At 64.1% G+C, this 14829-nt stretch carries 13 protein-coding genes; 3 read left to right on the forward strand and 10 right to left on the reverse strand.

Annotated elements, in window-relative coordinates; all coding sequences use genetic code 11:
* Positions 1–64 precede the first annotated feature (64 nt).
* Positions 65–1189, forward strand: a complete 1125-nt coding sequence (locus tag N826_RS19000) for a sigma-54 interaction domain-containing protein (RefSeq protein WP_169789379.1) — start codon at positions 65–67, stop codon at positions 1187–1189.
* On the opposite strand, the gene N826_RS19005 is transcribed toward N826_RS19000, so the two are convergent.
* Positions 1186–1458, reverse strand: coding sequence for a hypothetical protein (locus N826_RS19005; protein ID WP_044431403.1), 273 nt, complete (start codon positions 1456–1458; stop codon positions 1186–1188). The two genes, N826_RS19000 and N826_RS19005, sit on opposite strands and share 4 nt — an antisense overlap.
* Before the next feature lie 114 nt (positions 1459–1572).
* Complete coding sequence (fusA, locus tag N826_RS19010) at positions 1573–3696, reverse strand: elongation factor G (protein ID WP_044431405.1); 2124 nt, start codon at positions 3694–3696, stop codon at positions 1573–1575.
* Between the two features lie 1119 nt (positions 3697–4815).
* Between fusA and N826_RS44240 the strand changes: the two genes are divergently transcribed.
* Entirely contained in the window at positions 4816–5094 is a 279-nt protein-coding gene (locus N826_RS44240; protein WP_044431408.1) for a hypothetical protein, read from the forward strand.
* Positions 5075–5545, forward strand: coding sequence for a response regulator (locus N826_RS19020; RefSeq protein WP_052831603.1), 471 nt, complete (start codon positions 5075–5077; stop codon positions 5543–5545). The genes N826_RS44240 and N826_RS19020 overlap by 20 nt, the downstream gene beginning before the upstream one ends.
* Positions 5546–5600: 55 nt before the next feature.
* Here the strand turns inward: N826_RS19020 and N826_RS43135 are convergent, their stop codons facing one another.
* From N826_RS43135 to N826_RS19055, 8 genes are all read right to left on the reverse strand, one after another.
* The gene (locus N826_RS43135; protein WP_157599350.1) at positions 5601–5765 is read right to left on the reverse strand and encodes a hypothetical protein; all 165 of its coding nucleotides are present in this window, start codon (positions 5763–5765) and stop codon (positions 5601–5603) included.
* Between the two features lie 241 nt (positions 5766–6006).
* The gene (locus tag N826_RS19025; RefSeq protein WP_044431411.1) at positions 6007–7956 is read right to left on the reverse strand and encodes a DNA translocase FtsK; all 1950 of its coding nucleotides are present in this window, start codon (positions 7954–7956) and stop codon (positions 6007–6009) included.
* A gap of 229 nt (positions 7957–8185) precedes the next feature.
* On the reverse strand, positions 8186–8662 hold the full coding sequence (locus tag N826_RS19030; RefSeq protein ID WP_044431414.1) for a PAS domain-containing protein: 477 nt from the start codon (positions 8660–8662) through the stop codon (positions 8186–8188).
* A 206-nt stretch (positions 8663–8868) separates the two neighbouring features.
* Positions 8869–10257, reverse strand: a complete 1389-nt coding sequence (locus N826_RS19035) for a sensor histidine kinase (RefSeq protein WP_044431415.1) — start codon at positions 10255–10257, stop codon at positions 8869–8871.
* Positions 10250–10924 (reverse strand): winged helix-turn-helix domain-containing protein, encoded by a 675-nt coding sequence (locus N826_RS19040; RefSeq protein ID WP_044431469.1) that lies wholly within the window; start codon positions 10922–10924, stop codon positions 10250–10252. The genes N826_RS19035 and N826_RS19040 overlap by 8 nt, the downstream gene beginning before the upstream one ends.
* A gap of 135 nt (positions 10925–11059) precedes the next feature.
* Entirely contained in the window at positions 11060–12592 is a 1533-nt protein-coding gene (locus N826_RS19045) for a DegQ family serine endoprotease (RefSeq protein WP_044431416.1), read from the reverse strand.
* Positions 12593–12713: 121 nt separating this feature from the next.
* Complete coding sequence (hisC, locus tag N826_RS19050; protein ID WP_044431470.1) at positions 12714–13799, reverse strand: histidinol-phosphate transaminase; 1086 nt, start codon at positions 13797–13799, stop codon at positions 12714–12716.
* 148 nt (positions 13800–13947) lie between these two features.
* On the reverse strand, positions 13948–14580 hold the full coding sequence (locus N826_RS19055) for a hypothetical protein (RefSeq protein WP_044431417.1): 633 nt from the start codon (positions 14578–14580) through the stop codon (positions 13948–13950).
* Positions 14581–14829: the final 249 nt, after the last annotated feature.

Genomic DNA, 14829 nt, shown 5'->3' on the forward strand with positions numbered 1-14829 from the left:
GGATAGCACGAACGATCATATCAATGAATGCATCGCCCGGATCGAGACTCTGAAGCTCAAAATCTTGGGAAATTCCCGGATATATGACTTCGAACAACATGATTTTCTCAGCGAGCTGAACACCCTGCGTGCGGCTTATCTTCACCTTTGCACGCTGGCGCCGCCGGTAGCGAACGCCGTCCACGAACGGGTGAAACCGGCACCGCCCACGCGCAGCCGCGAAAACCTCGAGCTTGAAGGCGTCCTCGGCTCAAACCACCAGATCGCGGCTAATCTCGACCGTATCGCCCGGATTGCGCCCTCCCAATTGACCGTTCTGCTGGAGGGCGAGACCGGGTCCGGCAAGGAGTTGTTCGCCCGGATCATCCACCTGAACAGCAAGCGCGACAAGTTCGTCGCCGTGAACTGCGGAGCCCTGCCCAGCGGAGTGATCGAATCGGAACTCTTCGGCCACTCCAAGGGCTCCTTCACCGGCGCCACCGCCGACCGCAAGGGCCGGTTCGAGGAGGCCAGCGGCGGCACGATCTTCCTCGACGAAGTCGGCGAACTGGAACCGCTGGCCCAGGTGAAGCTGCTGAGGACGCTAGACGTCGGAGAAATCCAGCGCGTCGGTTCCGACAGGGTGACCAAGGTGGACGTGCGCGTGATCGCCGCGACCAACCGCAACCTGGAACAGATGGTCACCAACGGGCAGTTCCGCGAGGACCTGTTTTTCCGCCTGAACATCTGCCATCTGCTGATCCCGCCGCTGCGCGAGCGGCGCGACGAGATCCAGCTCCTGCTGGAATACTTCATCCGCAAGGTCTGCGCCGACAACGGCATTCCGGTGCCGTCGCTGGATGCCGAACTGAAGCAGTTCCTGGTCGAGACCTACCATTATCCCGGCAACATCCGGGAATTGAAGAACCTGGGCATGTACATCGCCCACATCTACGACGGCCGGCCTGTCCGGATCGGCGACCTGCCGCAGCGCTATACCCGCGCCCATGTCGATCCGGCCCCGCCGCATCCCGACGACGACCATCGCGTCGTCCGCGACCGGGCGGAGCGCAGCCACCTGAGCGAGCTTCTCCTACGCCACAACGGCGACATCAAGGCGGTCTGCTCGGCGCTGGACCTGTCCCGCGCAAGGCTCTACCAGCTGATGAAGAAGCACCACCTCAAGCCGGACGAGTTCCGCCAGCGTTAAGGCCGCGCCCGGCGCCGGCCGTAAAGATCGGCCGCATGCGCCAGCAGCGAGCCTAGCAAGGGCAGTGCCACCAGTTCCCAGTCGGCCCCAACCAGCGCCGCCCGCACCGCCAGCAGCAGGCAGGCTCCGGACGCCAGATTGGCGGCCATCCCCCTGAGCCCAGGGCCGGAACCGGACCACCGCCGCCATAGGGCCAGCGCCGCCGCCTCGACTGCGACCAGGACCAGTATCAGGTCGATGATGCGCCCGCTCGCGAACAGTTCAGCCATCGCATTCCTCCCGCCTCGACAACACCCCTGGAAAATGAAAAACGGCCCGGGAGTTTCCTCCCGGGCCGTCATCCATCTCAACCGGCCGGCAATTCAGCCGGCGGGACCGAAGCATTACGCGGCGGCCTTGGAGGCGATGACCTCGTCGGCGACGTTGCGCGGAACCGGATCGTAGTGGCTGAACTCCATGGTGAAGGTCGCCCGACCGGAGGTCATGCTACGCAGGTCACCGATGAAGCCGAACATCTCGGACAGCGGCACATGTGCCTCCACCGCGAGGTTCATGCCACGCTCCAGCTGGCCCAGGATCAGGCCGCGGCGGCGGTTCAAGTCGCCGATCACGTCGCCCAGGTGGTTTTCCGGCGTGACGACCTCGACCTTCATGATCGGCTCCAGCAGGACCGGATTGGCCCGGCGGATCGCTTCACGGAAGCAGGCCTTGGCAGCGATTTCGAACGCCAGAGCGCTGGAGTCGACGTCGTGGTACTTGCCGTCGATCAGCGTGGCCTTGAAGTCCACGGTCGGGAAGCCGGCGAGAACGCCATCTTCCTTCTGGACCTCGATGCCGCCGCCGACAGCCGGGATGTATTCGCGCGGGACCGAGCCGCCGACGATCGCGTCGACGAACTTGAAGCCCTCGCCGCGTTCCTGCGGTTCGAAGATCATCTTCACTTCGGCGAACTGGCCCGAACCGCCGGTCTGCTTCTTGTGGGTGTAGATGTGCTCGATCTTGCTGGTGATCGTCTCGCGGTACGCGACCTGCGGACGGCCCACGACGGCTTCCACGCCAAACTCGGTGCGGATACGGTCGATGGTGATCTCCAGGTGAAGCTCGCCCATGCCGCGCAGGATGGTCTGGCCGGTTTCCTTGTCCAGCTCCAGGCGCAGCGACGGGTCGGCGCGGACCATCTTGCCCAGTGCCGCACCCAGCTTCTCCTGGTCGCCCTTGGTCTTCGGCTCGACCGACACGCTGATGACGGGGTCGGGGAACTTCATCCGCTCGAGGATGACCGGATGGGCCGGATCGCACAGGGTGTCACCGGTCTCCGTCTCGGCCAGCGAGACGAAGGCGATGATGTCGCCGGCGCGGCATTCCTCGATCGCGTTAGTGTCCTTGGCGTACACCTCGACCATGCGGCCGATGCGCTCGCGCTTGCCACGGGTCGAGTTCAGCAGGGTCATGCCCTTCTGCGCCACGCCGGAATAGACGCGGGCGAAGGTCAGCGCGCCGAATTGGTTGTTGATGACCTTGAAGGCCAGCGCCGCGAACGGCTCATCGTCGTCGCAGTGACGCTCGCCGACCACTTCGCCTTCCTCGTCGACGACCTTGATCGCCTCGACGTCGGTCGGGGAGGGCAGGTACCACACGACGGCGTCCAGCATCTGCGGCACGCCTTTGTTCTTGAAGGAGCTGCCGGCGATGACGGGGGTGAAGGCGCCGGTTACGGTGCCCTTGCGGATGCACTTCCGGAGCACCTCGACGGCGGGATCTTCGCCCGAGTCAAGATACGCTTCCATCGCCGCGTCGTCCTGCTCGAGAGCGGTGTCGATCAGCTCCTGGCGGTACTTCGGGATGTCGCGCAGGATGTCGAGGTCTTCCTTCACCTCGATCTTCAGCTTGGCGGCCAGATCGTCGGTGATCTCCCACTCTTCCCACTGGGCGTCCTTCTCGTCCGAGAACCAGACGAGGGCCTTCATGGTCACGAGGTCGATCAGGCCGCGGAAGTTGTCTTCCGAACCGATCGGCAGCGACAGGATCATCGGGCGGGCGCCCAGACGGTTGACGATCATGTCGACGCAGCGGCGGAAGTTCGCGCCCGACCGGTCCATCTTGTTGACGTAGCACATGCGCGGGACGTTGTAGTTATCCGCGAGGCGCCAGTTCGTCTCGGACTGCGGCTCGACGCCGGCAACGCCGTCGAACACCACCACGGCACCGTCCAGCACGCGGAGCGACCGGTTGACTTCGATCGTGAAGTCCACGTGGCCGGGGGTGTCGATCACGTTGATCTGGTGATCCTTCCAGAACACGGTCACGGCCGCGCTCTGGATCGTGATGCCCCGCTTCTGCTCCTGCTCCATGTAGTCGGTCGTGGCCGCACCGTCGTGCACCTCGCCGATCTTGTAGCTGCGGCCCGTGTAATAAAGGATACGCTCGGTCGTGGTGGTCTTGCCGGCATCGACGTGGGCGATGATGCCGATGTTGCGCATATCCTTGAGTGGCGTTCTGCGTGCCATGAGTACTATTCCTGAGCCAGCCTCCTCCAGCGCCGGGGCGCCTTCGGAAGTTTCCGGCTTTATGGGTTGGAGTTCGCCGACCGCGACCGTCCATCGGGCAGGGGCGGCAGTTGCGCGCTCAGGCGGCCGGGTCGAGATGACCCGCCGCCATTGCGCTGTCCTATACAGGAAATTTGGTATCGAAAATATGTCGTTGGCCAAAGAAAGGCCAGTGCGACATTTCGTCTCGCCCCCGCATAGCTGGCATGAAAAAAATTTCCACAAGGTGATGGCGGCGTGCAACACCTTGCCGGAGCGGCTACAAACCCCTCCCACGGCACCGTCGGCGACGCGCGCCTGTTCGCGATGCTAAACAATTTCATGCGGTTATCGTGTTTGCCCAAAAAATAGGCAATCACTCGAGACCCCTTTCCTTGACGTTCGACACACACTTCTCCCGTATAGTGTCCACAGACTTATCCACAGATATTGGGGAAATCCTTGGCGCAAATCGCTGCCCTTGGCAGGCAATTCAGCCTGCGGACGAGGCGACGATATAGCGACTCGATTGGCGGAAGACCAGGAAAGTGTGAGCGGACGCAACAAGCCTTACCAGACCACGGCGCACTGCTGTTATTGATTTAACATCAAGTTAACAGCTTTATTTGCCTATTTAAAGAAAACTAACCTACCAAAACTGCTACTGATTAAATTCCTGAAGACTGTGACACAGCGAATGCCTGCATCTACATGGCTGCGATATCGCAGCGTTCTATGGATTGCGATATCGCAGCATCGCATCTGTATCATGACGATATTTCATGGAAGGGCAGGGAAACTTTTTCACGATGAGCCATGCCATAGCTGCGCTTCTCCGTCAGTTCGCCTGCTTTTGACGTTTTTCCAATCAGTCTGACATAAGAGCAGTCCGCTATTGCCGCCCATCACGCGCAATGTTCAAAATAATTGACAGAGGCATGTTGAATATACTCGACGGCCGAACCGCCCCGGAGGGGCCGACACAACCGCCTTAAGCACCGCATACCTCTTTATTGACCAACTCTTTCACCCGGTAATCCCGCACCCTTTCAGCCAGTCGAGACGGGGAGAGGTCCCGATGCGCGCGCCGGGAAAAACGCGATGCTGAAGTTGGGCACGTGGGTTGAATACGAGAAGCAGACCGGCCGGATCGTCGGCCGCACGTTCGAGGGCCAGCCCAAATACGACGTAATGCTGGCCGATGGCAGCGTCCGCCCGAACGTCCGGGAGGGCGATCTGGCGACTCTTCCGCATATGGAGCCAGACTTACGGTCCACGGACCTGGGAACGGGCGATCGGCCAGCTAAATCCATGGACCACGAGCAAACAGCTCACGAGCGAACAGCAGGGGAGGCCCGCAATGCGGATTTTGATCGTTGAAGACGACCGGATGCTGGCAGCCGGGTTGGCCATGATGGTGGAGGGCGCCGGACACGAAGTCGTCGGCCACGCGGTCACCGTGCGCGCCGCCATGGACCTAGCCCGAGCCCATACGCCGGACCTGACGCTGATGGACATCGACCTCGGCCTCGGCGGCAGCGGGATCGCCGCGGCGCGCGGCATGAGGAAGCATCACGGCCTGACGTCCCTGTTCGTCACCGAACATCCGGAAAGGGCTCGACAGGCGCCGGACGCCGCCCTGGGCGTTCTCGTGAAGCCCTATGGCAACGACGCCGTTCGCGCCACCTTGGACGCCGCATCGCTGCTCCTGGCGGGCGGACAGGTTTCAGCCATGGACCTCCCATCCGGCCTTGAGATATTTCCTCGGGAGCCGAAGCCGGCCCACCAGCCGGCACCTGCCGCCGGGATCGGAATTGAAATGGGCCGCTGACCTGAAGGTCAGCGGCCCATGCCCCTGATTGGACGAAAACGATAGTGCAGGACGGTCAGGCGGCTAGGCGATCGGCCTCGGCGCGCCGGTTCCGGCTGACGCGGGCGATCATCTCTTCAAGCTTCCAACGCTCTACCGCATCGCGGCGCATGAGGATCTGGACGATGGGGTCGTTCAACAAATCGTCCAGCGTAGGCTCCCGACGTTCATTGCCGATCATGGCGTCTCTCCCCTTGGTGGCGCAGTCGATTATGTTATAGCGCTCTCACCTTACCGGCGCTTTACACCTTTGTGATGTTAATGTTACCTGATGTTCATGATGTTTTCGAGAGTAAAATCCAAGGCTGGGCCAGAATAATTGACCCATAACTTTTATCGAAGATCGAAAAAATCCCATCTATCTTGGGCTTCGTAATTGGTCATACCAGCGAACTCTTGTTCGCAACTGCAGCAAAAGTTAATCATTCACCATCACGGTTAAAAGCATCGCTGCGTGATGATACCAGTACTTCACGTTTGCCCACGTGGTTTGCCGAGCTGACTATCCCCTCCGCTTCCATCCGGTCCACCAGTCGGGCCGACCTGTTGTAGCCGATCTGCAGGCAGCGCTGGATGAAGCTGACCGATGCCTTGCGCTCGCGGGTGACCAGGGCAACGGCATGTTCGTACAGTTCGTCGTCGCTGCCGGTGAACGGTGCCGCACCTTCTTCCGGGGTGGGGGAGGGGGCTTCGGCCTCGTCGTCGCCGCTGTGGTCGTCGTCTTCCGTGATGGAATGCAGGTAGTCGGGCGTCCCTTGCTCCTTCAGGTGGCGCACGACTTCCTCGACCTCCTCGTCGGAGACGAATGGGCCATGGACGCGGGTGATCCGGCCGCCGCCGGCCATGTAGAGCATGTCGCCCTGGCCGAGCAGCTGTTCGGCGCCCTGTTCGCCCAGGATGGTGCGGCTGTCGATCTTGCTGGTGACCTGAAAGCTGATGCGGGTTGGGAAGTTGGCCTTGATCGTGCCGGTGATGACGTCCACCGACGGCCGCTGGGTCGCCATGATCAGGTGGATGCCGGCGGCGCGCGCCATCTGCGCCAGCCGCTGGATCGCCGCCTCGATGTCCTTGCCCGCCACCAGCATCAGGTCGGCCATCTCGTCCACCACCACCACGATATAAGGCAGGGACTTCAGCTCCATCGGCTGTTCTTCGAAGATCGGCTGTCGCTTCGCCTTATCGTAGCCGACCTGGACCTGTTTGAAGACTTGCTCGCCGCTTTCCAGCAGTTCTTCGATACGGATATTGTACCCTTCGATATTGCGGACGCCGAACTTCGCCATTGCTCGATAGCGGTTTTCCATTTCTCGAACCGCCCATTTCAGGGCGACGACCGCTTTCTTCGGTTCCGTCACGACCGGCGCCAGCAGGTGCGGGATGCCGTCATAGACGGACAGTTCCAGCATCTTGGGATCGACCATGATGAAGCGGCACTTCTCCGGCGGCAGCCGGTAGAGCAGCGACAGGATCATCGTGTTGATGCAGACCGACTTGCCGGACCCGGTCGTGCCGGCGATCAGCAGGTGCGGCATGCGCGCCAGATCGACGATGATCGGCGTGCCGCCGATATCCTTGCCCAGAACCAGCGCCAGCTTCGCGGCGGTCTGCTGATAGGCGTCGCAGTCCAGCATCTCCCGCAGGAAGACCTTTTCGCGCGTCGGGTTCGGCAGTTCGATGCCGATGACGCTGCGGCCGGGCACCACGGCGATACGGACGGTCAGGGCCCGCATGGAACGGGCGATGTCTTCCGCCAGATTGATAACGCGCGACGATTTCAGACCGGGCGCGGGTTCCAGTTCGTAGAGCGTTACGACCGGACCGGGCCGCACCTCCATGATCTCGCCGCGCACGCCGAAGTTCTTCAGCACGGTTTCAAGGTTGCGGGCGTTATGGGCAAGCGACAGCTCGTCCATCGTCAGCGTCTCGGACTGCGGAGCCGGCTCCAGCAGGTCGACCGGCGGCAATTCGTACGGTGCATCCGGATCGCGGATCAGGTCCTCGACAGGAACGCCGTTGTCCTCGATCTCGAACTCGCCGTTCCCGAGCACTGCGGCCGTCACTTCCTCTTCGTCGGCGTCCGGGCCGATCATCGGCGCCCTGGCGGTGGCTTCGCCCCATTCGACCCCGGCGAGGAAGGCGTTGGCGGCGATCACCGCATACAGCTCCTCCCGCTGGCCGGTGCCATAGGCGATGATCGCGTTCGGACGACCGGGATTCATTTCCAGGACCCATTCCACCGCGCCGTCCGGCCATTCGTCGGGACGGAGCTTGAAGGGCTGGCTGTTGAAGGCACAGCCCAGATTGAACTCCTGGGCGGTCGTGATGTCGGAAATTGCCGTATCGATGGGCTGACGGCTTTCCTGTTGAGTCATGGTCTCGTCCAAACACCTGGAAAAAGAGAATCGGGGAGACGCCGGCGGAGCGGCGTGCTTGCCGCATCCTAGCGCCGGTCCGTCTCCCAATGGTAAATGTTCGTAAAGGCTCAGTCAGTTTCCTGTTCGGGAGCACCGATTCCGGTGGAAGCCGGACGAGCCGCCGGAGTCAGGCCGCACCCACGGTCGGACCCTTGGGCGAAAACGAGGCCGGATCACGAAACACGGGTTACGACAGGCTCGGCGCGCTGACCGACACCGGGTAGGGCTGGTCCAGCTTATAGGCGCCGACCAGCAGCTTGCCGACCGTCTCGCCGTCTTCCGTCAAGGGCAGCACCAGCCGCTCCCAGGTGGAGGGCACTCCGTCGAACTCGGCCGAATAGACGCGCACCACCGGTTTGGCCTCCGACCGCACGTGGTCGTATTCCGCCCGCAGGATATCGCTTTGCCCTTCCGGAAGGCGCGCGATCGACTGGCCGACCCGGTCCTCGCCGAACGAGTCCGAGAAGGACTGGCCGTAATAGGAATAGACGAAGTCGGCATTGCGGACGACGTCCATGATCAGCAGGTTGCCAAGCCACGGCCTCAGCTCGGCCGGGTTCAGCGCCGAAGCCAATGGCAGCGGAGCACCTGCGCATTGTTCCAGCCAGAAGGCGTACAAGCTGATCAGCTTGGGATGGCGAAGGACGAGGGTTTCGTCGGTCATATCGATATGCGCTGCCCCAGGTCAGCGGATGGTGGTCGGAAAAACTGCGGACGAACTTACGGTCGATCGGTCCCCGCCGGTCAGGCACAAGGCCCGGCCGGCGCGGTCGGGATGTGGTTGCGCCAAGCCCCGCCGACAGGAAATCGCCCGTTCCCCATACGGGTAACAGGCCGGCCGAGTCGCTGGCAAGGTGTTTCTGAAACTTGTCACTCCGGACCCATGCGGGGGAACACAAGGGAAACAACCAGACCCGGATCGTTATCGTCCATTTCCAGCCGCGCACCGTGCAGACGCGCCACGGCATCGACAAGACTGAGGCCCAGACCGTTGCCGGGAGAACTGCGGCTGGCCTCCAGCCGGACGAACCGGCGCAGCACGCTTTCACGCTGCGCCGCCGGGATGCCCGGCCCCGTGTCAGCCACCGAAATGCAGGCGCCCCGCGCCCCCGCCGGTCCCTTGACGGCCAGGGTGACGCAGCCCTCGGACGGCGTATATTTCAGCGCATTGTCCAGCAGGTTGGCGATCGCCTGTGCCAGCAACTGCTGATTGCCGAGCACGATCGGCTCCGCCTCGATATCGCCGACGAAGCCCAGTCCCGCCTCCTCGGCCGCGGGCTCGTAGAGATCCGCCATCAGGCGCGCCAGATCGGACAGCGAAACCTTCTGGAAGCTCCGCTGCATGGTCCCGGCCTCCGCTTCGGCGATGCTCAGCAGGGCACTGAAGATGCCGAGCAGCCGGTCGGCCTCGCTGATCGCTTCCTGGATCGCGGCGCGGTATTCGTCCTCCGTCCCAGCCTCGACCAGCGTGATTTCCAGCCGCGACCGCAGCCGGGTCAGCGGCGTCCGCAGGTCGTGCGCGACGCTGTCGGTCACTTGCCTCATGCCGACCATCAGATGCTCGATCTGGTCGAGCATCGCATTGAGGTTGCCGGCAAGCTGGTCGAGCTCGTCGCCGGTGTTCGCCACCGCCATGCGCTCCTGCAGCGCGCCCGACATGATCTGCCGGGTGGTGCGGTTGATGGCGTCGATCCGATGCATGACGTTGCGGCTTATCAGCACGCCGCCGGCGGCGCCCAGTCCGACCGTCAGCAGCAGCGCCCAGGCCAGCGAGATCAGGACGCGTTCCTGGAAGTGCCTGCGCTCCATCGTGTCGCGCCCGACCAGCAGGTGATAGCCGCCGGGCAGGGTGAAGACGACGGCCCGTGCCTCATGGCTGCCGCCGTCGGGTTCCTCCGGCGCATCGGCGATCTCGAACTCTATCCAGCCATCCGGATCGGGTCGCGCATCCGGCCAGTCGGACAGGTTGCCGGCCAGCGGCGTGAAGGTAGGCGTCGCTACCAGATAGAGCGTGCTGGTCCGGGGCACGGCGCTCCGCGCCTTGACCACCTCGATCAGGCCCGGAAGCCGGCGCTGCCGGTACTGCTCCCGCAATCCGGCGATCTCGGCGGCGATCGTCTCGTCGGTCTGGCGCTCGATGAAGCCGGCGGTGAACCAGTAGATCAGGACCAGGATCACCAGCACCGAGGCGAGGAACAGCCCCAGGTACAGCAGCGCCACCCGGAAGGTGGTCGTCCGGAGCAAGGCGAAGTCAGGCACGCAGGCAGTATCCCGCCCCGCGCACGGTATGGATCATCGGCGTCGGAAACTCCCGATCGATCTTCTGCCGCAGGCGTGCGACGTGGACGTCGATCACGTTGGTCTGCGGATCGAAGTGGTAGTCCCAGACGTTTTCCAGCAGCATGGTGCGCGTCACCACGTTGCCCTCATGGCGCATCAGGTATTCCAGCAGCCGGAACTCGCGCGGCAGCAGGTCGATCTGCTTGCCCGCGCGCTTGACCTTGCGCGCCAGCAGGTCCATCTCGAGCTCGCCGACATGGAGCCTGGTCGTCGTCACCGCCGCCGCCGATTTCCGCCGGCCCAGCGCCTCGACGCGGGCCAGCAGTTCGGAAAAGGCGTAGGGCTTGGTCAGGTAGTCGTCGCCGCCCGCCCGCAGGCCCCGCACCCGGTCGTCGACGCTGCCGAGGGCGCTCAGGAACAGGACGGGGGTTTCCGTCCCCGCCCCGCGCAGGATCTCGACCACGGCCAGCCCGTCGCGGCCCGGCAGCATCCGGTCCACGACCAGCACGTCGTAGTTCTCCGAGCCGGCCATGAACAGCCCGTCCTTGCCGTCGGCCGCGTGGTCCACCACGTGGCCGCTCTCCTTCAGCCCCTTGACCAGATAAGCGGCGGCCTGGGCGTCGTCTTCGATGACCAGTATCTTCATGGCCCCATCATAGCCGAAGAACGGTCTCTCGCCAGAACCTTCCCGAGGGTGCCCGTCGCCGAATCCGCCGTCCGGATCGGCGTCCCCGGCTCCGCCACCCCCGGCCCTGCCACCCATGCCACCGCTCATTTGGACTCAGGCCTTCTTGATCGAAACTGCGACGAACTGCTCGGTCCCCTGACGGCTGACCCGCAGCAGCACGGCTCCCCGTCCGGCTTCCTTGGCTTCCTTGATCTTGGCGGCGATCTGATCGGGGGCGGCGACCGGCTCGCTGCCGACCTCCGTGATCACGTCGCCAGGGCGCAAGTTGACCTCGCCCAGCGACTCGTCGGTCCCGACGACCAGCACGCCCTCGATGCCCTCGGTCAGCCCGTATTTCCGGCGGGACTGCTCGCTCAGCTTGGACAGCTGCATGCCCAGGACCGTGTGGCTGGCAGTGGCGCCGGACTCTGGAGCCGGCGTGGCGGCCGCGACCTTGGGCTGGTCGGGCATCTGGTCGAGCCTTACGCTGATGTTCTGCCGCTTGCCCCTGCGCAGGACCTCCAGCGTCACGTCCGATCCGGTCTTGCTGTCGGCCACCATCCGGGTCAGGTCCTTGATCGTGTCGACCGGCCGGCCGTCCAGGCTCAGGATCACGTCGCCGGCCTGGACCTTGGACTTGGCGGCGGGGCTGTCGGCCGTCACGTCGGCGACCAGCGCGCCCTTGGGCTGCGTCAGTCCGAGGCTTTCGGCGATCTCCGGCGTGACCTGCTGGATCTGGACGCCCAGCCAGCCCCGGCTGACCGTGCCGGTCTCGCGAAGCTGGGCGATGACGCCCTTGGCGAGGTTGGACGGGATTGCGAAGCCGATGCCGACCGAGCCGCCGTTGGGCGAGAAGATCGCCGTGTTGATACCGATCACCCGGCCCTGCACGTCGAAGGTCGGACCGCCCGAGTTGCCCCGGTTGATCGACGCGTCGAGCTGGAGGAAGTCGTCGTAGGGGCCGGCCTGGATGTCGCGGCCGCGGGCCGAGACGATGCCGGAGGTCACGGTGCCGCCCAGGCCGAAGGGGTTACCGATGGCGATCACCCAGTCGCCGACCCGCGCCGTGTCGCTGTCGCCGAATTCCAGGTAGGGCAGGGGTTTGCCGGCCTCGACCTTCAGTAGCGCCAGGTCGGTCTTCGGATCGCGCCCGACCAGCTTGGCGTCCAGCTTGGCGCCGTCATGAGTCGTGACTGTGATCTCTTCCGCCCCGTCGATCACGTGGTTGTTGGTGACGACGTAGCCAGCCGCATCGACGATGAAGCCGGAGCCCTGCGCCTGCTGCTTCTCCTGCTGCTTCGGACGGGCGCCGCGCTGTTGCTCCTGGAACTGCTTGAAGAATTCTTCGAACGGCGAGCCGGGCGGGAATTCCGGCATGCCGGGCATGCCACGCGGCTGCTCCGAGTCGGCACTGCCCTGGACGGTCGAGACGTTGACGACGGCGGGGGTGACGCGCTCGACCAGATCGGCGAAGCTGCCGGGCAGCTCATGGGAGATCGCCTGGGGTGCCGCGAAAGCATTGGCCGGAAGTCCGACGGATCCCGTCAGGATGGTGGTGCCGAGGAGAGCGGCGGCCGCGACCTTGCGCAGGCGTCCGGCCGAAAAGCCGACGATCGAGGGGCTGGCGATCGAGGAAGTGGACAACATGGATGGCTCCTGGCTTCACGAATTCATTGAAGCCGTTTGTAGCCCGTCCAGGCTTACGCCCGCCTTGCACCAACATTAAATCGCTGAAACCTTCGTTTCTTTCGACGTCCCCGCGCCTGCCCTACTCCAGCACCTCCCGCAGGGCGTCGACCAGCGCATGGTTCTCTTCCTCCGTTCCGACGGTGATCCGCAGGCAGTCCGCCAGCCCGTACTCGCCCAGCGTCTTGACCAGAATGCCGCGGTCCCGCAAATGCGTGCAGACCGCCGCGACGCTCATGGTCGGGTCAGGCGGCACCCGGATCAGCAGGAAATTGCAGACGCTGGGATAGACCCGCACGCCGATGGCCCGCAGCTCATGCGACAGCCACGCGATCCACGCGTCGTTGTGCTCGAGCGTCGCGGCCTCGTGCTCGGGGTCGCCCAGGGCCGCTGCCGCCGCGGCCTGCGCCGGCAGGCCGACGTTGTACGGGTCCCTGATGCGGTCCAGCGTCTCGATGATCGACGGCGGGCCATAGGCCCAGCCGACCCGCAGGCCCGCCAGCCCGTGCAGCTTGGAGAAGGTCCGGACCATCAGGACGTTGTCGTGCTCCTCCACCAGCCCGAAGCCCGGATCGTAATTGTCGCGCCGGACATAGTCAGCATAGGCGCTGTCCAGCACCAGCAGGGTATGCGCGGGAAGGTCGGCCCTCAGCCGCTGGACCTGCTCGGCCGGCACATAGGAGCCGGTCGGGTTGTTCGGATTGGCGAGGAAGACGATCTTGGTCCGCTCGCTCGCCAGATCGGCCAGGGCCTCGATGTCCACCGCCAGATCCCGTTCCGCCGCGACGACGGGAGTGGCGCCGGTCATCCGCGCCGCTTTGTGGAAGCCCCGGTAGCCGTACTGGTGGAACAGCACCTCGTCGCCGGGGCCGGCATAGGCTTCCGCGACGAGCTGGATCATCTCGTCCGAGCCGTTGGAGCACGTGATGTGGTCGGTCGCGATGTCGTAGCGGCGGCCGATCGCGGCCCGCAGCAGGGTGTGTTCGTAGTCGGGATAGCGGTGCAGGCTCAGCGCCGCCTTGCGGTATGCCGCTATAGCCTTTGTGCTAGGGCCCAGCGCGTTGTGGCTCAGCGAGAGATCGATGAACGGGCGTCCGTCGGGCGGAACCCGGGAAGAGCGGTAGGGGGCGATCTGGCCAATGCCGACCCTTGGTGTCAGCCGTTCCATCGGCATCCATCTCCCTGTTGCGTTGCGGCTACTGCTTTCCGTCGGCCATTGAATCTTAAACGCCGGCAATTAGCCAGTGATCGGATTAGCGCAGGGAACATTCGTTCGCGGCCGATGGGAACTCGCCCGCTTGAAATTATCGCCCGATTTAAAGAATCTGACCGGATTGCCGCGCCGCCGGCAGGGGATGAGCCTCGTCGTCGATGAAGCCGCCGGCGTGCAGCCGTTTCAGCATCCGCTCGAAATGCGATGCCGTGGCCGGGCGGTCGTAGCCTTCCAGCCAGTTCTGCTCCAGGAAAGCCAGCAGCGCCGGCTGCCCCAGGTCGGCTTCCCACAGAATGCCGAGCAGGGAGGTCAGGCCTTCCTCGTCCTGCCCTTCCTCCTGGCTCAGCGCCATGACGCGGTCGGCCTCCTCGACCCGCCCGGACTCGGGTCCGGCGCCGAGGCCGAAATCGTAGAGCGGCCTGCGCTCCGGCGTGCAGAGCTGCCAATGGGCGATCTCATGGATCACGACCGAGGGTTCGCTCCTGGTGCGGATGAAGCGGCCGTCCCAGCTGAAGGCGACGGCGGGATCCTCGTCCAGCGTCTCGATCCCGAGCCTGCCAGCCAGCTCGACCGCTTGGGCGCGCTGGGCCGCCGGGTCGCCGAGACTGCCGTCCGGCGGGATCGATCTCGCGATTCGCCTGAACGCGGCAAGCGCCAGCGGTTTTCCGTCAAGCTGCTGTTCGAACCGGTCCAGCACGGCGGGAAGGTCTTCTGTGTCGATCGGCGTCAGAATCATGGTGGTACTGAAAGGCTGAAGGGTCGGGCCGCACCTTAGCACCCGATGCGGCAGCGTCACCCGTCGAAAAGTCGCAGGGGACACCCGCAGCGATGCAAACTCACGAAAATTTAGGAAAGTTCGCTATATGCCTGTGCCTATGACCGACGTCACACGCCGTGGCGTTGGTCCAATAACCAACATCCGGGTGTCCCCATGTCTTATACCAACGGCATTAAACATTGACCTTTGCCCATGGCCTGGTTGCGA

Source organism: Skermanella aerolata KACC 11604 (assembly GCF_000936425.1).
Lineage (GTDB): Bacteria > Pseudomonadota > Alphaproteobacteria > Azospirillales > Azospirillaceae > Skermanella > Skermanella aerolata.